The following is a 26,385-nucleotide window of genomic DNA, read 5'->3' on the forward strand; positions in this document are numbered from 1 at the left end:
GGTACCGTAAATATTAAACGGTACCTGGTACTTTTGGAGATTTATGTTTATGATCATTGCAGATATTCAAACCGAATTCCATTTTCTTCTTGTAATTTCAATCCTTTTGGAATTTTTATTATTAGGATTCGTTCGCCCCGAGTATAAGAATTATCTAAGTTCATCGAATCACCACCTGTAAACTGGCTAATCGTAAATTCAGATCTAAACGTTGTGTATTCTAAATTAGTTTCTTTAGTATTACTTATTGTTAAGTTACCGGATGATAAATTAACGTAGGGCGGATTAATTTTATCTGTAATCTCCATCCCTTCCACATACGATGGGGTTTGATACAGGAACACATCTATTTGGTTATCGTCTTCAGATTTCTCTTTAACGAATACACTGCCTCCTTGATCAGAACCTCCCCCATTAATTCGAAGCGTACTTTCATCGTATTCAAGATTCCATTGTTTCGTAATGAATTTTTCATCTAATTTATCCGTACTTCCATTGTAAATTTTCTCAGATAAATACGGAAAACTGCGGTCGACGACATCTTCTGACGAATCCGAATTTGTTGGAATTAAGTAATATAGTGCTGTTGAAATGAGTAACACTGTTATATAAATCCCCAGAACCCAGCGGATTTTTTGCCCAGATATATATTTTTTCTTCTTCATTGTAACTACCTTATTTATCATAACAACAAAACCAACAATTAAAATCAGAAGAATAATAGGTACAAAAGAAAACAAAGTACTCATCGTCTAACCTCCATTCGATTGGATAGCAATGATGCTATTGAAAATAGTACAGCCACCGTAACAATTATTTTAGGAATAAACATCAAAATGGAGGATTCTTGAAAATAAAACTCAAAAATGTTTATCTTCTGATTGATAATTGCGTTCATTTGTAACCCAATAACCAAGACCGGTAATACAACTACAAAAATACGATTCAGCTGCACAAGCGTCCCTGCCAAGTAGCCGAGTGAGCTGAACAGCAGTATATACAAAATGGTGGCGGTCATTCCTGTTAACAGCAACTGAACGTCTTGGCCTGTTCCAATCCCGATTAATTGATCATGGTCAAAAAAATAATAAATATACGTTCTTACAAAGTATCCTGACATTACAGCGGTAAATCCACCAATCAAACTTGCCAATACAAGGAATGCTATATTTGATAAATTAGCTGTAATCCGATTCGTTACAAACGTATAGTCATCTTCCCGGTAGATTTTAGTGGTAATCAGTACCGCGCTGATGAACGCCCATAAACTTGTAAACATAATAACAGTATCAGCAGAATAATAGTCTATTGATATAGAAAGTCCATGCGAACTAGTACTGCTCATTCCAGAACTACCAAGTAATGAAAAGAAAATAGCCAGCCCCTGCAATATCATCATCGAGCTGAATACACCTATGTACGCGTTCAACTTATATTGAAATTGTTTTTTTACAAGGCTTCCCGCTTTAATCGTTGTTAAAGACATCATCGATTCCCCCTGCCTTTTTATTCGTTAAGTACACACATAAATCACTAGAAGGAATCGGCGTTACTTCTATTCCTGCTTCCCTTGACCTATCCAATTCACCATCGGAAAATTCATTCCTTACCACTACATATTTTCTTCCGTTTTCTAATTCTTTTTTATAAAAAACCTCTTTATTATTAGCTAACACATTAATATTCTCAGTTGACCCAGTTGCACCAACAGCGTATTCTTTTAATTCATCAATTGGCATGTGCAGGCGCTTCTCTCCACCTTCAATCAACAGAACATCTTCCAAAATATCTTCCATTTCGTCCAAATAGTGGCTGGAGATAATAATCGATCGAGGGTGTGCTATATAATCCTTTAACAGCGCACGGTAAAAGTCTTTACGAGCACTTGCATCCATTCCAGTTGTTGGTTCGTCGAAAATCGTTAAACTGCAACGGGATGCTAAACCAAGAATCATATTAAAGGTGCTCCTATTCCCTTTGGAAAGACTGTCATGTGTCTGGTTGGAGTGAAAAGAGAAATAATCAAACAAACGATCAGCAAGCTGATGATCCCATTTTTCGTAAGCACGTTGCCCCTCATTCAGGATTTCCTTTAATGTTAACGATGTCGGAAAACTCATTTCATCATCAACAAAAATAGTGTTTGCTGAAATTTTGATATTGTTAAATGGATTCTCTGAAAATACCTGAACATCCCCAGAAGTCTTTCGCCAAAATCCAGCTAATATCTTAAGAAGTGTGGTCTTGCCAGCCCCGTTAGCTCCAATTAATCCTGTCACTTTATTCTCTTCAATTGCTAATGAGATTTCGTTCAATGCTGTCAACCTACCATGTTTTTTTGTTAAACCAGCACATTCTATAATACTCACTTCTCTTCCCCCTTAAGTCCTTTTCTGACCTTCTTGATCATATTAATTAGTTCATCTTCACTTATCTGAAGGCGCTCAGATTCTAAGACAACTTCATGAACAAGACTTTTCAGATTCTTGTCTTTTCTCTTATTCCTAATGATGTCAATCGCATCGTCTGATACAAATTTTCCTAATCCTCGTTTATTAAAAAGTATGCCTTCGTCAGATAGAATATTTAATCCTTTTGCTGCAGTCGCCGGGTTAATTGTATACATTTCTGCGAGCGTATACTGGGAGTGTACCTTCTCCCCTTGTTGAAATGTGCCGTTCAATATCTCTGTCTCCATCCATTCCGAAATTTGTATATAGATTGGTTTCGTGCTGTCCGTATTAAGAATCACTCTCGATCCCTCTTCTCATCCAAGTTAGTAAGTTAGTGTTGTAACTTAGTATATCTTCCACCCCCCTAAAATACAACCACTATTTGGAAATAACTGGAGAAAGTACCAGGTACCGTTTCTCCTAACGGTACCTGGTACTTTCCATACACTTCACATAAAAAAGCGCCTCCGATAGAGGCGCTTCAAGTTGTGTCGTTTATACGGTTACGCTGTTACTAACTGGCCATTCCTGACACGTATATGCCATTTCCCAGAAGGATAATTCTAACTGACAGCTTTTACGGAATGCACTTTTAATCCGTTTGAGTTCTGCCTCACCAGCATCAGCAGCCAATTTATCAAGCATTTTTCTCAGCTGCATCGTAATCTCCTCTACCTCATCAGTCGCATAAAATGAAATCCACTCATAAAATGGGTGATCCTGAGCAGGCTGATAACTTCTCAGTAGTTCCCTCCCAATCTCCAGATATGTCCATGGACACGGCAGAAGTGCAGCAATGAGTTCCCCCAAGCTCCCCGTATGCGCATGGTACATCATGTGCTTTACATAATGATCAGCCGATGGCGGAAGCGGATATCCTTGTAACTCTTCATAACTCACACCAATCTGTTCGCAAAAATTATGATGAGGGTGAATTTCGCTGTTTAACACAAAATCAACTTGCTTGTTAAAAAAGTTCACTTCCTTCCTCGTACTTGATTTTGAAATCGCAATTCCATAAATGTACATGAACGCATTTAAATATTCAAAATCAGCTTTTATATAATGGGCAAGTGCTTTTCGAGGCACATTACCCTCTCCAATTCCCTGAACAAATGGATGATTAAAGATTGCCTCGTATACGTCCTGGTTTTCTTTACGCAATGATTCGGTAAATGTCATTGATTTTGCCTCCCTGGTGGAATTGTTGAAAGCCGCTAGAAGATAACAAATTAGTAGATTTATAGATAGAGAAATCTTCCCCCTAGCGGTTCCCAAAAACTCACATATTTTGTAGTGCTCTTGCCTGTTTAACACGTGATACAACGATGTAGCCAATAACCGCTCCAGTAATGCTGCTCGTCAGAAACGATGGTATAAAAACAAAAGCACCAAACGTACTTCCCATCAGTACGTTCGCATAGGGGACTGCAAACAACGATCCGACCAGACCTGTCCCAACAATCTCTCCCGCAACAGCAAACATTTTTCGTCCAAATCTGTTATACAAAAACCCTGCAATAAAGGCACCAATCATCCCACCCGGAAATGCGAGTAAAGTTCCATACCCCAGCAAATTACGCATTAAGCCGATCATAAATGCAATGATTACCGCAAGACCAGGACCAAGCATTACTGCCGCCATAACATTGATTGCATGTTGAACAGGATATGCTTTTGCAATTCCTGCCGGGAACCAAAGCAGCTGGGACCCCACAGTGCCAATTGCTATAAACACTGCCATGGTTGTCAGCATTCTCGTCTTATTCAATTAAAACTTCCCCCCTCTCTCTACTTCTTCCGCTAATTTCCGCGCAGCTTCTTCACAATTGTTCGCCCTGCTTATCGCTGAAATAACAGATATTCCCGCTGCACCAGACCGCATAATTTCACTTGTATTCATTCTGTCTATTCCACCAATCGCTACAACTGGCAAGTTAACCGCTCGACAGACTTCTTTTATTCTATCTATACCTACAGGTTCAAGGGCATCTTCTTTGGTCGATGTAGAATATACCGGACCTACTCCCAAGTAATCGGCTCCCTGTTGTTCGGCAAGATAAGCTTCTTTGACCGTCGATACCGAAACTCCAACAGTCATATAAGCAGGTATTCGCTTTCTCACCGTCACAATCGACTCATCCTGTTGGCCGATATGTATCCCGTCAGCATGTAACTGAATTGCCAGCTTCACGTCATCGTTGACAATAAACGGGATTTTGTATTCACTGCATATATCGCGAAGTTCTGCACCAAGTTTATATTTTTCAACTCCACCCTTAGCGCCCACTCCCTTTTCTCGAAATTGAAAAGCTGAAATACCACCTTCAATTGCTCGCTTAAGAACGTCTGCTGGATTTTCCAACGTGTTGGTACTGCCCATTATGAAATATAAACGCAGATTAGCTTTCTTCATGGCGATGCTCCTCCACGATCATCACCCTTGCTTGCACACTTTCCTCTGTTATCATAAAAAGCTGATCGATGAACGCTGCTAAAAACGTCCCTGGACCTTCAGCGCGCACTACGGCAAGTTCTGCTGCCACGCCATAAGTGGAAACTGCTTTCACAGAAGCCTCATAGAAGTCCATACTCACACTTGAAAATGCACCAATTACCGCAGTTAATAAACATCCAGTTCCTGTAACAAAAGGAAGCATTTCCACACCGTTTTTACACTTTGTAACCCGTTTTCCATCTGTGATTACATCTGTTTTACCAGTCGAAATAACTACTGCCCCATGCCGCGTGGCTACTTTCCTCGCTATATCATCATCAATTTCTTCAATGGAGGAATCGGCACCTTTCATCTCAACATCACACTCACCCAATGCTGCTATTTCTCCCGCGTTACCACAGATTACTGTCACATCTACCTGATCCAAAATCCGCTTTACTGAAGAGCTCCGGAACACAGTTGCACCGACCGCTACCGGATCCAGGACTACCGGTATCCCTTTTTGATTAGCCGCTACACCAGCGAGTATCATCGCCTCCGTCTGTTCCTTCGTACAAGTACCAATATTCAGCACAAGCGCATCAGCGTGTGACGCCATTTCCGCTGCTTCTTCAGGCGCATTCGCCATAGCTGGAGATGCCCCTAGAGCTAACAACCCATTAGCAGAAAAATTAGCGACAACCGTATTCGTAATATTATGGATTAGTGGATTTTGCTCGCGAATCTGTCCTATATAATTCATTTAAATTCTCCCCCGTCTAATTTTGGTAATCCTTGCAGTCTGTGCCCCCAATGATTAGTTGGCCCATTCCCCTTTCCCAGATTCAAACTATAACGAATTGCATCGTTTATGAATTGTTTTGCTGTGAAAACAGCGTCATAAACAGATAATCCTTTCGCAAGCTCTGCAGCAATAACTGCTGAATACGTACACCCTGTTCCATGTGTATGTTTTGTGTTCAGCCGCTCTGCAGGAAGCTTTGTCAGATTTGAACCATCATACAAAATATCCGTAGCTGCATCGTTAAAATGCCCACCTTTTACCACCGCAGCTCCTGCACCAAGTTCATGAACAATACGTCTTGCTGCATCTTCTGCATCATGGATCGTTTCAATCGATTCAGAGAGTAACACTTCGGCTTCCGGTATGTTCGGCGTTACCACCGCAGCAAGCGGAATCAATCGTTCCATCATCGTTTTTCTTGCATTTACATCCATCAAATAATCGCCGCTAGTTGCTACCATTACAGGATCAATTACATAAGGAATTGATGTCCCGCCAATACTGTCTGCAATTACTTCCATCATTCCCGAAGTAGCTACCATCCCTGTTTTTAGTACATCCGGTAAAATATCACGCAGCACGCATTCGATTTGATCAAGGATCATTTCAATTGGTAAATGCTCGACAGTCTTCACACCTAGCGTATTTTGAGCGACAACCGACGTAACCACGCTCATGCCATATACCCCTCGTTCCTGAAACGATTTAAGATCAGCCTGAATCCCTGCCCCTCCAGTTGGATCAGTACCAGCAATAGTAAGTGCCGTTGGAATTGAATTGTTAATAGAAAAAAACCCCTTTCGAATTAATAGAAAATCCAAAAGGGGCAGGTAGAATCTGGTGATTTTTTAAAATACAAAAAAACCACACCAGAAACTGGAGTGGTTTGTAAGTGAATAAACTAAAGACAAACATGCCTTTAATTAAAAACAACCGAACTCCACTTTCCTACGCTAGTATGAACTAGATCAGGTTCGAAGGGATAAAGGATTTCCTTATCTCAGCCAAATGGCACCCCTAGTGGACTTTCTATTAAGTTATAACCTTACTAAAACACGTATCCAATTCTTTGTCAATTTACCGGAAGTGTTATCTCACTTAAGCTTCTTTATCATTCTATAATTAATAAACTCCACTCCTGCAATCAGCTTCGATTGATCCTGTTGAACTTCATAGCCTTGCGAAAGAAAGAAGGGCCTGGCGGTTATACTTGCTTCAACTGTTAACAGGCTAATACCCAGCGTAACCGCCTCCGCTTCTAAGAGCTCAATAAGGTTCGAAGCAACACCTTCTCCCTGATGACTTTTATGTACATAAAGTAAATCAATCAAGCCATCCTCCGTAAGGTTACTAAACCCCACCATTTCACCTTTCATAAAAGCAACATACGTTAAACTTCTATCCAGCCTCGCAACCCATTCTTCGGTCGTTTGCGCATTCGCCGCCCATTCTTTCACCTGTTCCTTCGAATAGTCCTTACGATTTACACGCAACACTGTTTCTCTAAATAACGTTACAATCTCATCAACCATACTCTTTTCAAATCGCTTTAATTGCATGTCTGGCATAACGATTACACATCCATTTCCATTCGTACGAACTCATACCTGCTCCCGTTTGTGTCCTGCATAAAGGTATCCATCTCTTTAAAACCAGCTTTCTTATAAACTTTTATCGCGCGTTGATTAAAGATAGCTACTGATAAGGTTAGTTTGTCAGGACAATAATTTGATTCAGCAAATTCTATACCCGCTTCGATAAACCCTAAACCGATCCCTTTCCCAGTTAGGTCAGGACGCATTCCCAATCCGACTTCAATCGTATTCGCCTGCTTTCCAGTAAAATTGAAAAAGCCAATCAGTTCCCCGTTATCCTCGACCACATAAAAAGATTCACCCCTTAGCCCGGGATCGATGAATTCCTGGAAATCTTCCTCATCTGCTTGAATATCGTAGAATGAATACTCACCATCATAATGCCAGTTGTATGCGATATCTTCTGCCTGATTCTGCGTCATTTGTGTGAAATTCCACTTCACTTTAATTTCGCTCACCTTGAAACGTATACTTGGCAGACGATTCCAGCAATACGTTTAGTCCATTTTCATGGTATGGCATCAAGTTGGACGCTTCCTCTATATCCATCCACTTCACTTCAGAAATTCCAACCCTTTCATCCGTATCCTGTATTGCAAGCTCACCACCTGTAACTTTTGCGTTAAATGTAACGAACAACGCATGATGCTTCGAATTTTCCATAAATGCTTCATTCACTGCCACGATATCACCAACCTCAACCGTTAATCCTGTTTCTTCCCTCGCTTCACGTACAGCAGCCATATCTAACGTTTCCCCAGGTTCCACGGCTCCTCCAGGCAACGTCCAATTATTGAATTTATTATTTTTTACCATTAACACCTTATTTTCCTGTTCATTAAAAATCAGTGAATAAGCAACATCAACTCGCTCCATATTAATTAATCCTCCTATTTTCGATCCAAAATCGCCGCTTCATATCGCCATCTTCCTCTATAAAATGGCTATCCTCTACTCCACCATTATTCAGAATCGTCTTAGCCGAACCAACATTGTCTGCATCGCAAGTCACAAGGACCCGTGTAATATTCAGTTCCTTACATTTCTTTAACGCTTCCGCCAAAATAAGTGTTGCATAGCCTTTTCTTCGCTCAGAAGGACGAACACTGTATCCAATATGTCCTCCTATATTGAATAAATGCTCATTTAATTCATGACGAATATCAACCATTGCTACAACTCTGTCCGCTTCATTAATCAAGAAATAATTCGAGCTAGGCAGCCAGCGTTCGTTTCCTTTCTCCCGATCTGCTAACGCTTCTAGAAATTCTTTATAACTGTCATGACCATCTAAAGAAAAACTGCTCGGCACCATGCTCGGTTGATCCCATTCTTCGACATATTTTTGATGTTCATGCCCCCACTCGATAGAGGGTCTCACTAATTTCATTCCATCCCACCTCTTCAATCAGCATATTTAAGTATTTTCGCAGGGTTTCCCCCAACAACTGCGCAATCTGGAACGTCTTTTGTAACAACAGCTCCTGATGCAATCACAGCGTTATCTCCAATCGTCACACCTGGATTAATCACTGCTCTTCCACCGATCCACACATTGTCTCCAACTGTTACGGGTTTTCCATACTCTAAACCACTTATCCGTTCCACAGCATCAATTGGATGAGTAGCTGTATAAATATGCACACCAGGAGCAATGGCACAATTTTCACCTATTCTCACTTCACATACATCTAGAATCACACAGTCAAAATTCGCAAAAAAGTTTTCACCGACATGGATGTTGTAGCCATAATCACATTTAAAGCTGGATTCAATAAAAAGATTCTCCCCTGTCGACCCAAACCACTCTTTTAAAAGCTTTGTACGGTCCTGATCTGTTTCAGCCATTTGATTAAATTTCCTAATCAATCTTCTTGCATTCAAACGCTCTTCCACCAGATCAGGGTCAGATGGATCGTACAGCTCTCCGTCCATCATTTTTTGTTTTTCCGATTTCTTCATATGTATTACTCACCCTTCACCGGATACGAATAATAGTCCTGCACTTCATAGGATTTAAAACCACAGTTTTCATAAAGCTTTAACGCGTTCTTGTTTTCGGCCGCTACCTCCAAAACAATAGTCTTACCCGCGTCACTCTCTGCAAGAACAGTCTTAGTCAGTGCAGTTCTTCCATATCCTTTCCCCTGGGATTCCGGAAAAATGGCGAAACCATAAATATAGGTTTCTTCTTCATCCCGCATAATGCCGATTTTACCTATAATTTCCTCATTCACTTCGATCATATAGGAACTTTTCTTATGATTCTTTACGTTTTCCTGATTGAATTCGCGAGCACCCGCTTCATCAAACCCAAAACACTTCACATCCAGGCGAATTTTCGTTTCCAAATCCGCCGAATTAGCTTCTCTAATCTTTACATGAGCGAAGTTCTTCGACTCTAGGCTAGTATCGTGCCATTGCATTTGGTATTCTGAAAAATCATATACAGCAGGATATTTTTGCAGCCATTGTTTTGCCGAGTCAGAGTTTGCTGGCGCATTAATTAATATTTCTTTAGCATTTTCTGGCATATTTACAATTGCTTTACGGAATAGTTCAGAAAAAATGCCTTTCCTGCGAAAATCAGTATGAACCATACCGCTAATTTCATATTTCTTTCCAAACGGGTAAATTGCCAGGTATCCAGCCAACGCATCACCTTCATAGTGAAAAAAATCCAGTATATTACTTCCACGTTCTTTAAGCATCTCCCAATTCAGCTTTAACTGAATGTGATCTGCCTTTTCACAAGTGTCCTGCAGTTGCTTAATATCATATAATTCTTTTTCGCTTAACATCTCAATTCTCCTCACTTTACACTTATCACTAACTATACTTATTTCTACATAAAGAGCCAATATTCCTTTTTATGTAGAAATTTTAAATCAAAAAATAGATAAATGGATAATCTCAATCCTCTTTGTTAAAATCGGACATAGAACAAACGCCTGAGGAGGTTGCGAAATGAAGATTGTTTCTATTGAACCAACACCAAGCCCATATTCAATGAAAATAAATGTAGACGTACAACTGCCCGACAGGCAGACAGAAAATTATAAGCATGACGATGATCTAACGAACGCTCCAGATTACATCAATGAGCTATTCACTATAAATGGTGTAAAAGGTATCTACCGTGTGATTGATTTTATTGCTCTTGAGAGAAATGCACGTGTCGCATGGGAGGAAATCCTTCCTGAAGTACGTGGACTCCTGGGATCGAGCGAAGAAGACGCGGAGTCTGCTTCAACGGAACAACAAGCTCCTGATGAGCATTTCGGCGAGATTAAAGTTTTTATCCAGATGTTCCGCAATATTCCGGTACAGGTGAAATTACAGGAAGATGACGAGGAGCATCGATTCGGACTCCCAGAACGTTTTATGGACGCAACGATGAACGCATCAGAAGCTTCCACCAATATGTTAATGGAACGAAAATGGGCAGAGCAAAGCCCACGTTATGGTGATGTCAGTGAAATTGGCCAAGAGATTGTCGAAGAACTATCGGCAAGCTATGATCAGGAACGATTGAATGAGTTAGTCCGCAGTGCTTTATCAAGTGACAACGCTGACGAACCGTCCAAAACAAGCAAAAAAGTCACACTGGAAATGCTGGAAAATCCGAGTTGGAAAGAGCGCTACGCTGCACTCGACCGCATGGATCCAACGCTTGAGGATTTACCCGTATTAGATAAAGCATTGGATGATGAAAAAGCTTCTATTCGCAGACTTGCTACAGCGTACCTTGGAATGATTGAAGAACCTGAAGTACTGCCTTATTTGTATAAAGCATTAAAAGATAAAGCCATTAACGTGCGTCGCACTGCTGGTGACTGTTTATCGGATCTAGGCTTTAAGGACGCAATGCCAGAAATGATTGAAACCCTTTCTGATAAGAGTCGGATTGTACGCTGGCGTGGAGCCATGTTTTTATATGAACTTGGCGATGAAACCGCAATAGCTGCACTGCAGCGGGCAATTGATGATCCGGAATTCGAAGTACGGATGCAGGCTAAGATGGCTTTAGCTCGTATCGAAGGTGGAGAACAAGCTAAAGGTTCAATCTGGAACCAAATGACCGAGGCGACGAAACAAAAATAACAAATCAACTTTTAGTAGGTGCTCCCAGTAATAGTTAAATAGGCCCACACTTGATTATTGTTGTTGGCACAAAATCTATAGACTGCGCATTAACTTCATTTTTTTCATTGTTGCCTTACAGACTCATTCCGAAGGAAGCTGAAAAAGTTACATGAAGTACAAATTAAGAGGATCTGCGATCGCATCACCGAATTCACTTCGCTTTCCGCGGGCACGGCTTCAGCTTCCTCGGATAAGCAAAAACCGCTTCCTGCGGGATCTTCAGCTCGTGCTGTTCCCACAGGAGTCTCGTGAATTCGATGATGCTAGGTTAAGGTGAAAAAGTTTCTTTTATAATATCCACCCTTTTTCAGTGGCAGATGCCGTCACGGATTTCCACCAACACTATTGTGCGCAATTCATAATTTCCATAAGTAATTTGGACATAGGTGATAAGACAGCGTGCAAGAGCATCTCACTGAAAAAGTGGTAGATTTTTAAAAATTATTATTCCACTTTAACCTAGCATCTTCGAATATACGAAGACTCCTGTGGGAAGTAAGAGATCGGTGAGACCCCGGAGTGCGCCAGCACGAGGAGGCTCACCACTCGCCCACGGAAAGCGAAGTATATTCGAAGATGCGATCGCAGATCCACTAAATTCATATTTCAGGTGACTTTTTCAGTATACTGCCAACAGTGGAAATCTGGTTGCTATGAAAGTTGTATATTACTGCGCAATTTACATCTACTACGATACTAGGAACATGTTTTAGTAATAGACATATTTTAAATGCTACAAAACCTTAGTTTCTCGCACTTATCCTGAATATTTAAACTCAAAAATTAAGTAATAAATTAAAAAAGTTCATAGAAAAGGCGCCTATACAAAAGTATAGGCGCCTTTTATCGTTTGCGGCGAAAAACCATGTGTTCACATTCACATGTAATACCTTGTTTCTCGTCTTACGCAAATCAGCTCATCGCAAGTGTCTATTATACCACACGACGACGTTATTTAGTATTATTATTTTTTCACTCTATACCACAGCTTTAATTATGATTTCAACCGTTTCAACAGGCGTCTGCTCATACGCTGCAATAATACCATTTTTATTAATTTTATCCTTGTCGACAACTTTTTGCGGCAGATGGATTACCACGGCTTCTTCAAACGGAAATTCAGACAAAGTTATCGTTTGGCTGTCCCGAAAACGGACGTCCAGTTTATCTTCACTAAAAAAGGAAAACGTCGAAGGAACAGGCAAACCATTTTTAAAGAAATAATGCTCCTTTTCCTTCAAACTACCTGGTTCATTTAGGCATACATATAACGATAAATTATCGCAAAACTTGAGAAGGTCAAAATGAAATTGAAAGGAGGCTTCATCGACATTCTTTAATTGCCTTATTCTTTTTTGGCGGAGTTGTTCAGTTACGACAAACCTCTGGCTAGCTTCAGAAGCATCATCCATTGTAAAGTGCATATAATGCTGACTGCACAGCAGACCAGCATAAGCATTCATTTCTTCCACTTCATCAATTCCATTTTTGTAGAAAACGAGCTTTGGCTCATTAGGAAGGTCCGTAAAGGAATAGGGCAATTTGCTTTTATCATTCCAGAATGGCTTAGAATCCACAGAAATCCATGCCCTGTCATGTTCATTAATTGCCAACTCTACAGCCTCTCTGTTCGACTGCCCCTTAAATATAGAGGCATTCCAATACTTCGCAAGTTTGCCAGAGATTCGTGCATGATCATCCTGTGAAATCATTACAATATCATTCTTTCTTTCCCTCACTATCATCGAATACCTCCATTACTGCCAGCGTTTCCTCTATACTATGCACAAAAAAACACGTCTTTAGATAAGAATATCTAAATACGTATTTCACTGCAACTTATTGCCAAGGCTGAATCGCTCCACACCCTAGCCGCTTCCCAGAGTCTCCCGAGGGCTGGGTTCGATAATCATCCGGGTTTTGGTGAATCATAACCGACTTACCAACTACATCCTTCACACTGAATTGGTTGGTGAAAAATGTCATTCTCGCGTAGCCATCATTTGAGAATAATACAGGGAAGTCACCTGCGTGATTTCCATGAGGCTGGTTTGTCGGATTCCAATGTCCACCAGCTTCCTCAAAAGGATCTGGTTTAGCAGTACTGCCACAATCAGCATGCTGATGAATATGAAATCCATGCGGGCCAATTGGTGACTGTCCGCCCTGAGCAGGTCTATATGGCGGCAAACCCGTTACTTCGACAGTTATCTCTGTCCCATATGGAACATTAGTAAAAACAACATACCCGTGCAAATCCGGAGCTAACTCACTTCCTTTAACTTCAGCAAAAGCCCAGTTCACCATTTGTCTATCTTGGTAATGCATGTGGTAATTTGGATCATAATAGTACATTATTGTGTAATCCTCCTACATGATCTTTTGTCATTACACATATTATGCCTATCTATTAGTAATCGTGAAGAAAGCCTTGCTAAAATAGCAAGGCTTTCGTTTAAAAAATTATTCTTTTACGCCTTTTCTTCTAAACTTAGCAAATGTTTCATACACGATCGGTACAATAACAAGCGTTAATAACGTTGAACTTGTTAAACCACCAATTACGGTAACGCCGAGTCCTTTTGAAATCAGACCTCCGCCTTCCATACCTATTGCTAATGGAATTAGTGCTCCAATTGTTGCAAGAGCAGTCATCAAAATAGGTCGTAATCGTGTTGAACCTGCTTCTAAAAGAGCTTCTCTTGTAGAAAAACCTTCTTTTTCTTTGTGAATAACCCGGTCAATTAAAACAATTGCATTTGTTACTACAATACCAATTAACATTAACGCACCTATCATCGCTGATACACTTAATGGCTCACCTGAAATCCAGAGTGCCACTAATCCGCCAATGATCGTGAATGGTAATGAGAATAGAATTGCCAGTGGCGCGAGTGCTCCACCAAATGTTACAACAAGAACAAAGTAAACAATTGCGATTGCTGCAAGCATTGCTAATCCGAGTTGTGTAAATGACTCGTTAATTTGTTCTGTTACACCGCCAAATTCAACGTTCACACTGCCAGGAAGTTCTAAATCGCTTATTTCCTTCTCAAGCTCACTGGAAACAGCTGCAACATCATTACCCTTTACTTCAGCGTCAAGAGAAGCATACATACTACCTTCTCTACGAGTAATGGTATCTGGTGACTTACCTTCTTCAACCTCAACCACTTCCCCCACTTCTATAGTGGTGCCGAGTGGTGTTTGGATTTCTGAATTTGTAAGACTATCGATGTTTTCATATTGTGCTTTTTCTGTCTTGATATACACGTTCGTATCTTCGCCCTCATGTTGTACCGTTGTGAGCACTGGTGCTTCACCGCCACTGCTCAGCTTCATACCAACTTGAGCAGCTGTAAGTCCGTACTGACTCAACTTTTCCTGATTAGCAACCAGCGTATACTGGTCATATTCCTCTGAAATACTTGATTCTACTTTTTCAAGATCATCATTTTCTTTCATAATCGGAAGAATTTTGTCTACTGCCTTTTTAATACCTTCCGTGTTATCACCGTAAACAAACAATTGCAACCCGCTAGCTCCCATGCTGGCAAAGTCCATCGTTTTCCACTCACCCATGTCGGTGGATTGGTTTAGATGATCAATCACGACTGTATCTTCTTCACTGAAACTTTCATAATCATCAGCGTACTCGACAAAGAACAAGGCTGAATTACCACCACCCATGCCCATCATACTCATCGAACTATCTCCGCCTACTGAATATTGATACGTAGTTACACCAGTTCGATCTTCAAAAAACTTCTCTGCTTCAAGAGCAATCTCTTCCGATTCTTCTCTTGTTTGGCCAGGTTCAGGACTATACGTAACCATCAGCATCTTTTGCTCTTGTTCTGGAAGGAAGCTTACACCAATGATTGGAACTAAGAATAAACTTAAGACCAGAATTACCGATGCCCCTCCAAACGTAATTATTTTATGATTAAGAGCCCAGTCCAGGACTTTCTTATAAAATCCTGCTAGTTTACCAGATTCCTTCTTCTCATTACTAACATTTTTGTTCTTCAGTCCTTTTTTAAACATAGAATGAGCAAGCATAGGAACGATCGTCACAGCAACAATTAATGAAGCTGAAAGTGAAAATACAACCGCTAATGCAAACGGTAAGAACATTTCACCGACCTGCCCGCTAACTAATCCTAATGGCAGGAATACTGCAATTGTCACTATTGTGGAAGAAAATATCGGAATAAACATCTCTCGTGTTGATTCTTGAATTAATTTCTTACCTCGAATTGTTTCACCAGATAAAGACATTCGCCTAAATATATTTTCGACTACCACTATTGAATCATCTATTACTCGACCAATAGCAACAGTAAGTGCCCCTAATGTCATAATGTTCAAGGTGATATCCATCTGATGCAGCAGGAATACCGCCATTAAAAGGGATAAAGGAATGGACACAATCGAAATCAGTGTTGTTTTAAAGCTTCTTAAAAACAGCATGATGATGATGACTGCAAAAATCGCTCCGAATATCGCTTTACTCAGCATCGTATTAACTGATTCTTCTATTGGTTCTCCTTGATCAAACGTAGTAGTTACCGTTAAGCCTAAATCAGTTTCAAATTCACTAATTGCATCTTTTACTTCGTTAACAACGTCGACAGTATTCGCGTCAGCTGCCTTAACAATTTGAAGACCGATTGATTCTTCTCCATTCGTTCTGGAAATTGATTCTGCTTCACCAACAACCTCTATTTCAGCAAGATCTTGTAATTGTACAGTAGGAAGCTGCGGTGCAGTTTGAGTCTCTTCTGTCTGGTTCGTTTGCGCAGGTGCCCGACCTTGTGCACTGCCTTGCTGACCCGGTTGACTAGACTGTGCTGGCGTAATTGGAATTTCCAATTTTTTCAAGTCGTCAACAGTCGCCACGTTTCCATCAATCACTAAGTTTTTAACTTCACCATCAAAATTGGTTAATCCAAGTGGAAAAGAAACATCAGACCCTTGGATGATTTGTTTAATTGTTTCCTCAGACAAACCAGTTTCCTTTAATTTATCCTCATTAAAATTTAAGGTTACCTTTTGTACCTGCTGACCAGTAATCTGAACATCAGATACACCTTTTAATCCTTCAAGCGTTGGAACAACATCCTTTTCAACACTCGTAGTTAATTTCTCAAGCGAACTGTCATCGTTGCTTATACTTAAAGAAATTACTGGAAAAGCATTGAAACTTAACCTGGAAACATCCGGCTGGTTAGCCCCTTCTGGCAGATCAATATCGGATAACGCGCTTTCCACTTCATTCGTAGCTTCGTCCATATCTGTATCAAAATTAAATTGTATCTGAACAGATGATGCGTTTGCTAAAGAAGTCGAAGTAACGAGTTCTACTCCATTTAAATTCTGTATCCGCTGTTCGACTGGAATAGTTACTTCTTCAGCAACCTCTTCCGGTGCCGCTCCAGGGTATGTGGTCATTACCGAGACATTCGGCATGGTAATATTAGGCATCGTTTCCTGTTTCATATTAAGACCGGAATATAACCCCGCTATCACTACCATAATAGTAAGAATCCATATAGCAAATTTATTATTAAGCGAAAAATTAATGATTTTCTTCAAATATGTACACTCCTTAACTGTAATTGTTTATAATGACTGACTGGTCATAACATTAATTAATATAAACGATTTGAACTTAATATGCAACTATTATTTATCAATTAATACAGATTAAATATTGTTAAATAAGCAGATAATCTGGTAGTATAAAATATAATAACTAGTTATCATAAAAAAATGACCAGTTAGTCAACATTAACTAAAAAGGTCGTGAGTCCATGAACGAAAAGAAGAAAAATATTATAATCACTTCTATCAATCTGTTTGCAGATAAAGGATTCCATTCTACATCTATTCAGGAAATCGCCGAGAAAAGCAATGTCTCTAAAGGTGCATTTTATTTACATTTTCATTCAAAGGATGAATTACTACTTGAAATATTTAAGTACTACTTCGACCTCATGCAAGAAAATGTCAAAAACGCTATAGATGTGCGATTAAGCCCAAAAGATAATTTTATAAAACAAGTCGAAGTACAGTTTAATGAGATAATTAAACACAAAAGCTTTATTCTGACACAATTCAAAGAGCAGGCAATTTCATTAAACAAGGAACTATTCGACTTTATTAGAATGAAGGAATATGAAACGCATATATGGTATAAAGAAACATTTATTTCCATTTACGGTGAGCCTGTAACGCCTTATGTGATCGACCTCGCAAATATATTTGAAGGAATTAAACAACGCTATATACAAATCATTATTCATGGCGATATATCTATTGATATCCCTAAACTGGCTTCCTTTCTAGTGAATCGTTTGGATGATGTAGCTGGCACATTAGTCGCTGAAAATGTCGAGCCAATTCTTTCAGAAGAAAGTTTGGAAAATATTTTCTCCGTTAATCATTCACCAGAAAAGAAACAGAAGAAAGAAGTAAACAGCTATTTATTAGACATGCAAAAAATACTTCACGAGAATAAACCAACGCCTAAAATCGCTAGTGAGCTTCAAGATGTACTCGACTTCCTGATTACAGAAGTGAATAAAAAAGACTCAAAGGAGTTTGTCATCCAAGGATTGCTTGCTAACTTTAAGGGAATAGACGAATTTGATAAATATAGACAATTAATATCAGAAAAACTAAATATTAGGCTTCTTTAAAAATCGGTTTCACTAGAAAAAAATGGTAAAATAGTAGAAACGATAGAAATGGGGTGCTCGTATGAAAACAATTACGCTCGGAACCAGTAATCTGGAGGTACCAGTAATCGGATTGGGATGCATGCGAATGAAAGATCTTTCAGCTAAAGAAGCAGAATACGTCATTCAGAACGCAATGGATCACGGTATTAATTTCTTTGACCATGCTGACATTTATGGAAATGGCGAATCTGAAGCTATTTTTTCAGAAGCAGTCAACTTAAGTTCCTCGGTTCGCGAACAGATGACCATTCAATCAAAGTGCGGGATTCGCGAAGGTTCATTTGATTTTTCCAAAGACCACATTATAAAATCAGTTGAAGGAAGCCTGGAGCGATTAAAAACGGAGTATATAGATGTTTTACTTCTTCATCGCCCAGATACACTGGTTGAACCGGAAGAAGTAGCAGAAGCGTTTAACGAATTAAAAAATAGTGGAAAAGTGAAGCACTTCGGTGTAAGTAACCATAATCCTATGCAAATTGAACTGCTGAATAAACATCTGGAGCAGGATTTAATTATTAACCAGCTCCAATTCAGCATTATGCATACGAATATGATAGATGCTGGACTAAATGTGAACATGCAAAATAATCCTGCTATTGTCAGAGACAGCAGCATTTTGGACTATAGTCGTTTGAACGATATGACAATTCAAGCCTGGTCGCCATTTCAATATGGAATGATGGAAGGTGTATTCGTTGGGAACGAAAAATTTCCTGAACTAAATACGAAAATGAAGAAGTTAGCTGACAAATATGACGTAACTGATTCCGCAATTGCTGTTGCATGGATCCTTCGTCATCCTGCTAACATACAACCCATTGTAGGTACGATGAATACGGAACGACTGACTGGAATTGCAAAAGCAACAGACATTGTGCTAACACGAGAAGAATGGTACGAAATCTACCTTGCAGCTGGAAATGAACTGCCATAGATTTATTTTCAGGTCATTTGTCGCAAGTACAAAATGATTGACATATGCTAAGTAAAATGGTTAACTATTAATAGATTTCAAAGGGGAGTAGCTTTAACAGTATTGTCGTCATTACAGAGTGACTCACTCTCGGCATTACTGGCAACCTTCGGTGTTGTTAGCAAGACCTTTGCCAATTTGGTAAAGGTCTTTACATTTTTTTAGAGGCCTTTACCATACTAAATGGTGAAAGCCTCTATTTTTGTACCACGGAAGGAGCATGACAGTTGGAAGGAATTTGGTTAGAATATGGTTGGACATTATTAATATTAATTGGATTAGAAGGTTTACTGTCAGCTGATAACGCGCTGGTTATGGCGGTTATAGCTAAACATTTACCGGATGACCAAAAGAAACGCGCGATAAATTACGGTATACTTGGAGCATTTATTTTTAGATTTGGAGCCCTTTTCGCAATTTCGTTTATAGCAAATGTATGGCAGGTACAGGCAATTGGTGCTGCCTACCTAATGTACTTGGGCATCAAGCATATCATTGTCACCTACTTTGGTTCAGAAAAAGGTGAAACAGAAGCAGAGAAAGAAAACACGCCTGCAGGAAAAGGCTTCTGGCCAACTGTGGCTAAAATTGGTTTAGCAGACCTTGCTTTCGCAATCGATTCTATTCTTGCAGCGGTTGCACTAGCATTAGCGCTTCCACCCACTCCATTGCCAGATATTGGTGGAATGGACGGCGGTAAATTTATCGTTGTAGTAATTGCCGGTATTGCTGGTCTGGTCTTAATTAAATATGCAGCAACCTGGTTTGTTAAACTTCTTGAAGTGCGACCTGGTTTAGAAACAGTTGCATACATGGTTGTGGCATGGGTCGGAGTAAAGCTAGCTATTATCACACTTTCTCACGATAACGTTGGCGTCTTACCACATGACTTCCCGCACAGTACTGGATGGACGTTATTCTTCTGGGGTGTTCTTCTGTCTATCGCTGTTGGTGGATGGTTCCTTTCAGGAAAAACAGCCAAGAAAAATTCATAATCCTAATAAAAAAACCTAACTCAGCATCTGAGTTAGGTTTTTTTAGTCAACAGCGGGAGCATTCAATAAACGCATGCGATATGCATTCATCGCCGTTTCACCTAAATGATCCAAAAGATTATAGTTTGCATAAGCGCCTACTATTGCTCCAAGCCCCGGCACTAATTGAAGCATTTTCACTAAATCAATGTAATCGCGATACTCCTGCTGAAACTCACGCCAGTCTAAATCAACAAGTGTTTTCTTCTCTTCTTCCCAGTTTTCAATGACACGAAATGTTTCACGACGCTTTTCATCACTTGAAAATGCCAGCTTAAATACATGAAGAATAAATAAACGCTCCTCGTATTCTTTCGTTTCGAAGCCGTAAACAGTTGCAGCTTCGTACAAAAATTTCATTTTAATCGATAACAGTAATGGGAAATCAGCAAGACCAAATAGAATGCCTCCAGCTCCCGTTCCCGCTCCTTCAACTACAGCTGTTTTTCGGTAAGTTGTCAGTTTTTTCCTTAATAGTTCATCACGCTGCTCAAGGCTCAAGCCAGTTTCCTTCAGCTTTCTGGTTGTTATATTCGACCCGAATAACGTTGCTTTCACCATATTCTTGATGCTTTCTGTTACTACCTTGTGGACTTTTTCTGGAATCATTCCCGTTACTTTATTCTGCGCTTTTTTAGAGAATTTGTTTACTAAACCAGACCTTTTTAGAATTTTCTTCTTCCACGCTTCAACCTCTTCGTATACTTTCACTTCATATTTGTTCATCTCAAACCGCCCTCTAATAGATCTAATACATTTTTGCCATACCATGTGAATTAGGGTATGTATATGTGAATCCAAATTGTTCGTAAAGCTTATTCGCCGGATCATCAGCGATAAGACTTACATAGGATCCAGGATATGTATGGTGGTCCAAATAATTCATTATCTCACGCATAATTAACTTTCCTAATCCTTTTCCCTGCTGATTTGGCTTTACAACTATATCAACCACCTGAAAGAAAGCCCCACCATCACCTATTATGCGTCCCATACCAATTAATGTACTTCCTTCGTATAAACATACAGTAAAGAGGGAGTTCTTTAAGCCAATTTCTGCCGCTTTCTGCGATTTTCCGCTTATCCCACATTCCAGCCTCAAGTCAATATAAGCACGTGCACTCGGCGTTTCATACAGAATCGCAATACCTTCATTCATTATATTACCCCCTTTTAATTAAATACCTTTTGCACCTCATACTTAAATCCAAATTTCTGGTATCCCTGTCTCTTATACATTTCCTTTGGCGTATCTTCCCCATCAGCAACTAGAATTACTGTTTTTTCATGGAAGGAATCCATTACATATTTTTGCAGCCTGCTTCCTATCCCTTTTTTCTGAAATTGCTGCAGCACATTCAAACCATCAATTTCTGCAGTCTTATCCGTAATGATTACGTCAGAAGATCCTGCGGGTTTTCCATCATAATAAGCTATTATCTGCATCTTATTAGCAGCCTCAAAATTGCGCTTATGCATGTCTATTTTCTGTTCAGCAAACGCTTCGCCAAATTCAAGATCCTGCTTGTATTGCAGCGATAAAAACTCATCAAATATCTCCGGACTAACTTCTTTTATTTTCAGCGACTCGCAATTCTCCATCTCAGGAAATCTCGACGGTTCAATTACGTAAAGTTCCATAAATCCAACATCAAAACTAGAATCCTTTAAATATGTAACGAGTTCATCTGTCAGCTGTGTATTATCCGGGAAGGAAAACTTCACATGTTTTTGACCTTTTTCAGCGTGAAATTCCCTTAAAAACTTCTCTGTTTTTTTAAACTCATCAACCGACGGAATTGTTTTATATTCGATAAAGTTACTATCATAACGCAATAGCATTTCCGGATAATGAAAATGTATGTACAAGTCAGTTTCAGCAATCATGTAAGATGGATTGTAGATATTATCAAATGTTATATTATTCATGGTCAGACTCCTTTAAATGAATTAATGCATGCATTAAATTAATAGTAATTATCTTTATAATCTGGGAAAATTCATCTATAGTCCTCGTTTTAGTTACTTTATCTTAAGGGTATAGTAAGACAACCAATAGGACAAGGAGGGCACATGACTTGTGGAACGCAATTATGTGGGGTGGAATTGCCGGTTCTGCTTCATTACTTGGCGCATTGGCAATTATGTATTTTCCCATCAAAAAAAGAATTATTGGATTTATAATGGCACTTGGTACAGGAGCTCTAATTGGTGCTACTACATACGAATTACTTGGGGGAGCTGTTGAACAGGCAGGACTTGAAGAAGCCGCAATCGGGTTCTTAGGCGGTGCACTGGTATTTACAATTTTCGATTATCTCATTTCGAAATATGGCGGCCATAAGCGAAAGGACTCAAGTGGAACAAGTGATAACGAGAAACAAGGTTCAGGGCTTGCTATATTCATTGGCACTATCATGGATGCCATACCCGAATCCGCCATGATTGGTGTGAGTTTAATCGGCGGGCATTCTATTGGCATTTCACTTGTAGTTGCTATTTTCATTAGTAATTTCCCTGAAGGACTCTCAAGTACAGTTGGACTTAAAAATGACGGCTATTCAAAAACAAAAATTCTCCTTATGTGGGGCGCTGTCATTCTATTTTCTTCATTAAGCTCTTTAGCAGGATTTGTCTTTCTCGGCGACGCTTCAAATTCGATAAAAGCTATTATCAGTGCTTTCGCTGGCGGTGGAATTATCGCAATGGTTGCTTCAACAATGATGCCTGAAGCCTTTAAAGAGGGCGGACCAGCTGTAGGATTTATCACGGCTGCTGGAATTTTTATCACGCTATTACTCAGCCATTTATAGTTCACTTTTTGGAAAAATTTATAAAATACAATCACATTCAAGAAAAAATATGATATCTTAATTACGGTGATAAAAAATTATGATTATAAAAGACTTACTAACAAATTTAACCCTTTTAGTCTCCATCTTATTTTTATATAGTCAAATTACAGAAAATCGACCGCTCAATCGAACCTCTTCGTTCAGAAGAAAAATCGTGGTCGGAATTCTTGGGGGCCTTCTGGGCTTTATTCTTATGCAATACAGCATACAATTTGGAACTACCCTGATAGACTTAAGACATATTCCTATAATACTGCTGGCTGTTTACGGAGGTAGAGTACCCGCTTTAACAGCGATGCTATTAATTTTAGCAGGCCGCTTTTTATTAGGGGTAAACATTTCAGCCTATGCTTCTAGTATTATGCTTGGATTCATAACAGTAGGCATAGTTCTTCTATCTAATACCAGACTCTCAAAAAATAAAAAAATATTTTTCTCCTTAACCTGGAACAATATAATTTTCACTATTATTATTAGTTACGTAATTCATAATGTCGAAGTCCTGACAAAATTAATTCCAGTTTACTGGGTTATTTCGTACCTTGGAGGCTATGCTGCCTTCTATGTTATTGATAAACTCAGGGAAACACAATTATTATTTAACAAATACAAAAACGAGTCGTCCATCGACGGATTAACTGGCTTGAATAATTACCGTAAATTTGACTATATATTTAATCAATTAATTTCCACAATCGATAAAAAGGATGAAAAGTTTGCTCTGCTTTACATTGATATTGATTTCTTTAAAAAGATCAATGATAACTATGGTCACACGCAAGGCGACATGGTATTAAAACAGCTCGGAGAGATCCTTAAAAACAATACCAGATCATTTGATATTGTAAGCAGAAACGGCGGGGAAGAATTTACTGTTTTGCTATTAGACTGTCCGATTGACAATGCTGCTATAGCAGCGGAAAATATGCGCAAAGTTGTGGAAGAACATCCATTTCAACTAAAAAAAGAAATAATAAATTTAACGATTTCAATCGGAGTATCCTGCTATAAGGATACGACTACTGATGCCAATTATATTGTGGAAGATGCCGATAAGGCGCTCTATGAAGCAAAGAACAGCGGCCGGAACCGCGTTTGTGTCGCTGGGTATTAAGAATGGACGTAATTTTACACTACTAAACCGTAAGTGATAACTATTTTTGCCAAAAAAATAACCACACGATGACAGATTTTTATCCATCATCGTGTGATTATTGTATAGATACAACTATCCTTCTATTACCTTCACATGAAAGGTTCTTTTTCTCGGTCCATCAAATTCACAAAAATAAATACTTTGCCACGTACCCAAAATCAACTTGCCATCAGCAATTATCAATGTTTCACTTGCCCCAACAACAGAAGACTTCATGTGACCGTCTGAATTACCTTCTGCATGAACATATTCATCTTTATTCGGGAATGTTTCATTCAGCCCTAATTTCAGATCCACTTTCACATCAGGATCAGCGTTTTCGTTAATCGTAATTGCTCCAGTAGTATGCGGGCAATAAACTACCATAATTCCATCCTGTACTCCGCTTCTCGTAATAGTTTCCTCTAAATAGTGATCTAAATTGGTAAATGATTGTTTTTCATTCGTTTTAATTTCGTAGTTGAATAATGTTTTACTCAAGTCTAAATACCTCCTTACTGATTCTCTTTCTTCGGCTTCTTCCTGACGTTATTTACCCATGCTTTATCCTCGTCCATCATTTTCTTAGCAGCATAGATGGTTAGAAATTGAATGACAATGATCGGCAGACCCATCAGACCCGAAAGCACTTCGAGTGGAGCAAGGCCGCCTATTCTCATTAATAGAAGAGAAATGCCTGTTATGATTAATGCAACAATAATTCTTAAACTCTTAGACGGTTCGGCTTTACTCATATTCCTTGTACCCGTATACGAAGCTATCGTATACGTTGTTGAGTCGAGCGTAGTCGTCAGGAATATAAGTGCTACGATGACAAATACAGTTATAGCAACATTAGCAAACGGTAAGGTTGACAGTATTTGTGGAATAGCGGCCATGGAGTCCTCTTTTACCAGATCCATTACTGGAAACTGATCCGTAATGAATCTGTGCACACCCAGACCTCCAAGTACACCTGTTGCAACCCAGGAAATAAGCGTTGGCGCTAACAAATACGTTAAAATCATTTCTTTAATTGTTCGGCCTTTAGATATTTTCGCAGCGAATACGCTATGCAGCATTGCCCATGTTGCACTATAGGCGAACCAAAATACCGTATAACTTTCAATATGTGTCCCGCCATTTAAGTCGAGAGAGTTTGTATGGAGGGACATACTTACATAATTTGAAATTAGAAAACCTACACTGTCCGTGAAATAATTCAGAATAAATATACCCGGACCTGCAATTAATACAAATAACGCAAATGCCCCTGCAATGTACATATTCAGGGTGCTTAGTTTTTTTATACCCTTTTCAATACCAAGATAAGCACTGAGCGAGAATAGGAAAACCCAAACAATCGTTACGATCAGCGTTAATCCAAAGGTAACATCTATATTGAGTAACTCAGATAAATTATACGTTACAATTGGCGCGCCTAAACCGAGCGTAACTGCCGCACCAGATAGTATACTCACCAAAAAGATTACGTCAAGAAATTTACCACCTACACCATCTGTAAACTTGTCACCAAAGATCGTCCGACAAGCCTCAGAAATCCGCATAAACGGTTTTTTTCGCACGTGCAAAATGTAACCCATAGCCGGTGCTGTCATGACAAATATAGCAAACACCTGAAAGCTCCATAAAAACATACTGTACGAGTTTCCCCATAATAACGCCTGACTCGATCCAGGGTCTACACCTAGAGGGGGATCGTTCGCAACAAATGCCCATTGCACCATACCGGTACGCATAATCGTCGAACCAAGACCCATCGCAATTAAAATCGATGAATATTCAAATAAGGTAAACCTAGGCTTCTCAGTCGGATTACCTAATACAACTTTTCCATACTTCGAAAAAGAAAAGTAGATAGCCGCCCCGACAAGGATAATTCCATACCAAATGTACCCCCAGGTAAACACCTCTACAATCTTATCGAAAATACCGTTTAATATACTTAATGATTCCTTCTCATACAGCGAAAACGGTATAGCAATCGCTATAATTATTAATAGAGAGGGTAAGAAGATTCTATAGTCTATCAAATTACCCTTCTTTGAAACTTTATTTCCTTTACTCATTTAAATACCTCCAAAAAAAAATAACCCCTTAGTTGAATGAGATCGTGTTAAAAAAACTTGGCATTCACTTTAAACTTTTATACTTTCCTTACGTGCAAACTTATTGGCATGTA

At 39.3% G+C, this 26,385-nt stretch carries 29 protein-coding genes and 1 riboswitch; of the genes, 6 read left to right on the top strand and 23 right to left on the bottom strand.

Translation table 11 applies throughout. The features are described 5' to 3' along the window. Positions 1–53: 53 nt before the first annotated feature. The 15 genes from VBD025_RS02500 to VBD025_RS02570 all read right to left on the bottom strand — a co-directional run bounded on the left by VBD025_RS02500 (position 54) and on the right by VBD025_RS02570 (position 10,091). Positions 54–749: a hypothetical protein gene (locus VBD025_RS02500; RefSeq protein ID WP_430788991.1), complete on the bottom strand. Its 696-nt coding sequence runs from the start codon at positions 747–749 to the stop codon at positions 54–56. Beyond that, positions 746–1,489, bottom strand: coding sequence for a hypothetical protein (locus tag VBD025_RS02505; protein ID WP_430788993.1), 744 nt, complete (start codon positions 1,487–1,489; stop codon positions 746–748). The genes VBD025_RS02500 and VBD025_RS02505 overlap by 4 nt, the downstream gene beginning before the upstream one ends. Further along, positions 1,467–2,369 (bottom strand): ABC transporter ATP-binding protein, encoded by a 903-nt coding sequence (locus VBD025_RS02510; RefSeq protein WP_430788995.1) that lies wholly within the window; start codon positions 2,367–2,369, stop codon positions 1,467–1,469. The genes VBD025_RS02505 and VBD025_RS02510 overlap by 23 nt, the downstream gene beginning before the upstream one ends. Further along, positions 2,366–2,752, bottom strand: coding sequence for a GntR family transcriptional regulator (locus VBD025_RS02515; RefSeq protein WP_430788997.1), 387 nt, complete (start codon positions 2,750–2,752; stop codon positions 2,366–2,368). Before VBD025_RS02515 ends, VBD025_RS02510 begins: the two co-directional genes overlap by 4 nt. A 196-nt stretch (positions 2,753–2,948) precedes the next feature. Then, positions 2,949–3,635: a thiaminase II gene (gene tenA, locus VBD025_RS02520; RefSeq protein ID WP_430788999.1), complete on the bottom strand. Its 687-nt coding sequence runs from the start codon at positions 3,633–3,635 to the stop codon at positions 2,949–2,951. A gap of 100 nt (positions 3,636–3,735) precedes the next feature. Further along, positions 3,736–4,224: an energy coupling factor transporter S component ThiW gene (thiW, locus tag VBD025_RS02525; protein ID WP_430789001.1), complete on the bottom strand. Its 489-nt coding sequence runs from the start codon at positions 4,222–4,224 to the stop codon at positions 3,736–3,738. Then, positions 4,225–4,869, bottom strand: coding sequence for a thiamine phosphate synthase (gene thiE, locus VBD025_RS02530; RefSeq protein WP_430789003.1), 645 nt, complete (start codon positions 4,867–4,869; stop codon positions 4,225–4,227). After that, on the bottom strand, positions 4,856–5,653 hold the full coding sequence (thiM, locus tag VBD025_RS02535; RefSeq protein WP_430789005.1) for a hydroxyethylthiazole kinase: 798 nt from the start codon (positions 5,651–5,653) through the stop codon (positions 4,856–4,858). The genes thiE and thiM overlap by 14 nt, the downstream gene beginning before the upstream one ends. Next, positions 5,650–6,516: a bifunctional hydroxymethylpyrimidine kinase/phosphomethylpyrimidine kinase gene (thiD, locus tag VBD025_RS02540; RefSeq protein ID WP_430789007.1), complete on the bottom strand. Its 867-nt coding sequence runs from the start codon at positions 6,514–6,516 to the stop codon at positions 5,650–5,652. Before thiD ends, thiM begins: the two co-directional genes overlap by 4 nt. Positions 6,517–6,623: 107 nt before the next feature. Next, a riboswitch (TPP riboswitch) is annotated at positions 6,624–6,724 on the bottom strand. A 65-nt stretch (positions 6,725–6,789) separates the two neighbouring features. Beyond that, positions 6,790–7,263: a GNAT family N-acetyltransferase gene (locus tag VBD025_RS02545; RefSeq protein ID WP_430789009.1), complete on the bottom strand. Its 474-nt coding sequence runs from the start codon at positions 7,261–7,263 to the stop codon at positions 6,790–6,792. A gap of 5 nt (positions 7,264–7,268) precedes the next feature. Further along, positions 7,269–7,733 carry a GNAT family N-acetyltransferase gene (locus VBD025_RS02550; protein WP_430791238.1) on the bottom strand — a complete coding sequence of 155 codons (465 nt, stop codon included), beginning with the start codon at positions 7,731–7,733 and terminating at the stop codon, positions 7,269–7,271. A gap of 1 nt (position 7,734) precedes the next feature. Then, the gene (locus VBD025_RS02555; protein WP_430789011.1) at positions 7,735–8,166 is read right to left on the bottom strand and encodes an NUDIX domain-containing protein; all 432 of its coding nucleotides are present in this window, start codon (positions 8,164–8,166) and stop codon (positions 7,735–7,737) included. 1 nt (position 8,167) lies between these two features. Beyond that, the gene (locus VBD025_RS02560) at positions 8,168–8,680 is read right to left on the bottom strand and encodes a GNAT family N-acetyltransferase (protein ID WP_430789013.1); all 513 of its coding nucleotides are present in this window, start codon (positions 8,678–8,680) and stop codon (positions 8,168–8,170) included. A gap of 14 nt (positions 8,681–8,694) precedes the next feature. Then, positions 8,695–9,252, bottom strand: coding sequence for a maltose acetyltransferase domain-containing protein (locus tag VBD025_RS02565; RefSeq protein WP_430789015.1), 558 nt, complete (start codon positions 9,250–9,252; stop codon positions 8,695–8,697). A gap of 5 nt (positions 9,253–9,257) precedes the next feature. Further along, a complete protein-coding gene (locus VBD025_RS02570; RefSeq protein WP_430789017.1) occupies positions 9,258–10,091 on the bottom strand; it encodes a GNAT family N-acetyltransferase in 834 nt (277 codons plus the stop codon). Positions 10,092–10,257: 166 nt separating this feature from the next. Between VBD025_RS02570 and VBD025_RS02575 the strand changes: the two genes are divergently transcribed. Next, a complete protein-coding gene (locus VBD025_RS02575) occupies positions 10,258–11,394 on the top strand; it encodes a conserved virulence factor C family protein (RefSeq protein WP_430789019.1) in 1,137 nt (378 codons plus the stop codon). Between the two features lie 1,019 nt (positions 11,395–12,413). On the opposite strand, the gene VBD025_RS02580 is transcribed toward VBD025_RS02575, so the two are convergent. The 3 genes from VBD025_RS02580 to VBD025_RS02590 form a co-directional block, all read right to left on the bottom strand. Further along, complete coding sequence (locus VBD025_RS02580) at positions 12,414–13,181, bottom strand: DUF3891 family protein (protein WP_430789021.1); 768 nt, start codon at positions 13,179–13,181, stop codon at positions 12,414–12,416. 94 nt (positions 13,182–13,275) lie between these two features. Further along, complete coding sequence (locus tag VBD025_RS02585) at positions 13,276–13,791, bottom strand: superoxide dismutase family protein (RefSeq protein WP_430789023.1); 516 nt, start codon at positions 13,789–13,791, stop codon at positions 13,276–13,278. A gap of 108 nt (positions 13,792–13,899) precedes the next feature. Then, positions 13,900–17,034 carry an efflux RND transporter permease subunit gene (locus tag VBD025_RS02590; protein ID WP_430789025.1) on the bottom strand — a complete coding sequence of 1,045 codons (3,135 nt, stop codon included), beginning with the start codon at positions 17,032–17,034 and terminating at the stop codon, positions 13,900–13,902. A 218-nt stretch (positions 17,035–17,252) separates the two neighbouring features. Between VBD025_RS02590 and VBD025_RS02595 the strand changes: the two genes are divergently transcribed. The 3 genes from VBD025_RS02595 to VBD025_RS02605 all read left to right on the top strand — a co-directional run bounded on the left by VBD025_RS02595 (position 17,253) and on the right by VBD025_RS02605 (position 20,153). Then, on the top strand, positions 17,253–18,140 hold the full coding sequence (locus VBD025_RS02595) for a TetR/AcrR family transcriptional regulator (RefSeq protein ID WP_430789027.1): 888 nt from the start codon (positions 17,253–17,255) through the stop codon (positions 18,138–18,140). A gap of 61 nt (positions 18,141–18,201) precedes the next feature. Continuing rightward, complete coding sequence (locus tag VBD025_RS02600; protein ID WP_430789029.1) at positions 18,202–19,119, top strand: aldo/keto reductase; 918 nt, start codon at positions 18,202–18,204, stop codon at positions 19,117–19,119. 266 nt (positions 19,120–19,385) lie between these two features. Beyond that, positions 19,386–20,153 carry a TerC family protein gene (locus VBD025_RS02605; protein WP_430789031.1) on the top strand — a complete coding sequence of 256 codons (768 nt, stop codon included), beginning with the start codon at positions 19,386–19,388 and terminating at the stop codon, positions 20,151–20,153. A 42-nt stretch (positions 20,154–20,195) separates the two neighbouring features. Here VBD025_RS02605 and VBD025_RS02610 read toward each other — a convergent pair whose 3' ends face one another. The 3 genes from VBD025_RS02610 to VBD025_RS02620 are packed head-to-tail and all read right to left on the bottom strand — an operon-like array spanning position 20,196 to position 22,121. Next, positions 20,196–20,918: an EcsC family protein gene (locus tag VBD025_RS02610; RefSeq protein WP_430789033.1), complete on the bottom strand. Its 723-nt coding sequence runs from the start codon at positions 20,916–20,918 to the stop codon at positions 20,196–20,198. A 22-nt stretch (positions 20,919–20,940) separates the two neighbouring features. After that, the gene (locus VBD025_RS02615) at positions 20,941–21,351 is read right to left on the bottom strand and encodes a GNAT family N-acetyltransferase (RefSeq protein WP_430789034.1); all 411 of its coding nucleotides are present in this window, start codon (positions 21,349–21,351) and stop codon (positions 20,941–20,943) included. 14 nt (positions 21,352–21,365) lie between these two features. Then, complete coding sequence (locus VBD025_RS02620; protein ID WP_430789036.1) at positions 21,366–22,121, bottom strand: GNAT family N-acetyltransferase; 756 nt, start codon at positions 22,119–22,121, stop codon at positions 21,366–21,368. Positions 22,122–22,270: 149 nt separating this feature from the next. Between VBD025_RS02620 and VBD025_RS02625 the strand changes: the two genes are divergently transcribed. Together VBD025_RS02625 and VBD025_RS02630 are read left to right on the top strand one after the other, a co-directional pair. Beyond that, a complete protein-coding gene (locus VBD025_RS02625) occupies positions 22,271–23,005 on the top strand; it encodes a ZIP family metal transporter (RefSeq protein WP_430789038.1) in 735 nt (244 codons plus the stop codon). Between the two features lie 79 nt (positions 23,006–23,084). Next, positions 23,085–24,161 (top strand): diguanylate cyclase, encoded by a 1,077-nt coding sequence (locus tag VBD025_RS02630; RefSeq protein WP_430789040.1) that lies wholly within the window; start codon positions 23,085–23,087, stop codon positions 24,159–24,161. Positions 24,162–24,275: 114 nt separating this feature from the next. Here the strand turns inward: VBD025_RS02630 and VBD025_RS02635 are convergent, their stop codons facing one another. Further along, entirely contained in the window at positions 24,276–24,683 is a 408-nt protein-coding gene (locus VBD025_RS02635; RefSeq protein ID WP_430789042.1) for a secondary thiamine-phosphate synthase enzyme YjbQ, read from the bottom strand. A 14-nt stretch (positions 24,684–24,697) separates the two neighbouring features. Continuing rightward, entirely contained in the window at positions 24,698–26,272 is a 1,575-nt protein-coding gene (locus VBD025_RS02640; RefSeq protein ID WP_430789044.1) for a BCCT family transporter, read from the bottom strand. Positions 26,273–26,385 lie beyond the last annotated feature (113 nt).

The organism is Virgibacillus flavescens (genome assembly GCF_050574275.1).
Classification (GTDB): Bacteria; Bacillota; Bacilli; order Bacillales; family Amphibacillaceae; genus Virgibacillus_F; species Virgibacillus_F flavescens.

Coding starts and splice junctions, on each gene's coding strand:
- VBD025_RS02500 (WP_430788991.1), bottom strand. CDS start 749: ATGAGTACTTTGTTTTCTTTTGTACCTATTATTCTTCTGATTTTAATT.
- VBD025_RS02505 (WP_430788993.1), bottom strand. CDS start 1,489: ATGATGTCTTTAACAACGATTAAAGCGGGAAGCCTTGTAAAAAAACAA.
- tenA (WP_430788999.1), bottom strand. CDS start 3,635: ATGACATTTACCGAATCATTGCGTAAAGAAAACCAGGACGTATACGAG.
- thiE (WP_430789003.1), bottom strand. CDS start 4,869: ATGAAGAAAGCTAATCTGCGTTTATATTTCATAATGGGCAGTACCAAC.
- thiM (WP_430789005.1), bottom strand. CDS start 5,653: ATGAATTATATAGGACAGATTCGCGAGCAAAATCCACTAATCCATAAT.
- VBD025_RS02545 (WP_430789009.1), bottom strand. CDS start 7,263: ATGCCAGACATGCAATTAAAGCGATTTGAAAAGAGTATGGTTGATGAG.
- VBD025_RS02555 (WP_430789011.1), bottom strand. CDS start 8,166: ATGGAGCGAGTTGATGTTGCTTATTCACTGATTTTTAATGAACAGGAA.
- VBD025_RS02560 (WP_430789013.1), bottom strand. CDS start 8,680: ATGAAATTAGTGAGACCCTCTATCGAGTGGGGGCATGAACATCAAAAA.
- VBD025_RS02565 (WP_430789015.1), bottom strand. CDS start 9,252: ATGAAGAAATCGGAAAAACAAAAAATGATGGACGGAGAGCTGTACGAT.
- VBD025_RS02570 (WP_430789017.1), bottom strand. CDS start 10,091: ATGTTAAGCGAAAAAGAATTATATGATATTAAGCAACTGCAGGACACT.
- VBD025_RS02575 (WP_430789019.1), top strand. CDS start 10,258: ATGAAGATTGTTTCTATTGAACCAACACCAAGCCCATATTCAATGAAA.
- VBD025_RS02580 (WP_430789021.1), bottom strand. CDS start 13,181: ATGATAGTGAGGGAAAGAAAGAATGATATTGTAATGATTTCACAGGAT.
- VBD025_RS02585 (WP_430789023.1), bottom strand. CDS start 13,791: ATGTACTATTATGATCCAAATTACCACATGCATTACCAAGATAGACAA.
- VBD025_RS02595 (WP_430789027.1), top strand. CDS start 17,253: ATGAACGAAAAGAAGAAAAATATTATAATCACTTCTATCAATCTGTTT.
- VBD025_RS02600 (WP_430789029.1), top strand. CDS start 18,202: ATGAAAACAATTACGCTCGGAACCAGTAATCTGGAGGTACCAGTAATC.
- VBD025_RS02610 (WP_430789033.1), bottom strand. CDS start 20,918: ATGAACAAATATGAAGTGAAAGTATACGAAGAGGTTGAAGCGTGGAAG.
- VBD025_RS02615 (WP_430789034.1), bottom strand. CDS start 21,351: ATGAATGAAGGTATTGCGATTCTGTATGAAACGCCGAGTGCACGTGCT.
- VBD025_RS02620 (WP_430789036.1), bottom strand. CDS start 22,121: ATGAATAATATAACATTTGATAATATCTACAATCCATCTTACATGATT.
- VBD025_RS02630 (WP_430789040.1), top strand. CDS start 23,085: ATGATTATAAAAGACTTACTAACAAATTTAACCCTTTTAGTCTCCATC.
- VBD025_RS02640 (WP_430789044.1), bottom strand. CDS start 26,272: ATGAGTAAAGGAAATAAAGTTTCAAAGAAGGGTAATTTGATAGACTAT.